The sequence below is a fragment of the Xenorhabdus bovienii genome (assembly GCF_024721015.1).
Lineage (GTDB): Bacteria > Pseudomonadota > Gammaproteobacteria > Enterobacterales > Enterobacteriaceae > Xenorhabdus > Xenorhabdus bovienii.
In genome coordinates this window covers 1-394 of the sequence record NZ_JANAIF010000345.1, presented here as the reverse complement: position 1 = coordinate 394, position 394 = coordinate 1, and the positions used below count along the sequence as shown (strand labels likewise).

Sequence of the window (394 nt, the reverse complement as noted above, 5' to 3'; positions counted from 1 at the left end):
TGGATTGGGGCATTTGCCCAAATAGTCGTTTCGGGATTTACCGGACTGATAGGCGGATTTATCAGTCTCGAAGCGGGGCTGAGTTTATACCTGATGTTCGTTAGTGCTGGCGTGTCCGGCGCAATGGGGAGCATCGCCCTAACCTATTTTTGGAACAGACTGACAGGTGAACAAAGATGACCAGAGGCATTCGCAACAACAATCCAGGCAACATTGACCACAACTCAGCGAATAAGTGGCAGGGTCAATTACCCCACGACCCGAAGATTGAATCTCGGTTCTGTCGGTTTGAATCACCAGAGTATGGCATTCGGGCGCTGATGAAGCTGTTGTGCAATTACCATAAAAAAGGCTATCAGACCGTCGCGAAGATGATAGACCGCTGGGCACCAAA

1 protein-coding gene and 1 pseudogene are annotated in these 394 nt (G+C 49.7%); both read left to right on the top strand.

Going from position 1 to position 394, the window contains the following annotated elements; genetic code table 11:
* On the top strand, window positions 1-180 hold a 180-nt coding region (locus NXS07_RS20910; RefSeq protein WP_258087621.1), incomplete at its 5' end, for a phage holin family protein.
* Window positions 177-394 (top strand): annotated as a pseudogene (locus NXS07_RS20905) (structural protein); the annotation flags it as partial. The gene NXS07_RS20910 and the pseudogene NXS07_RS20905, both read left to right, overlap by 4 nt.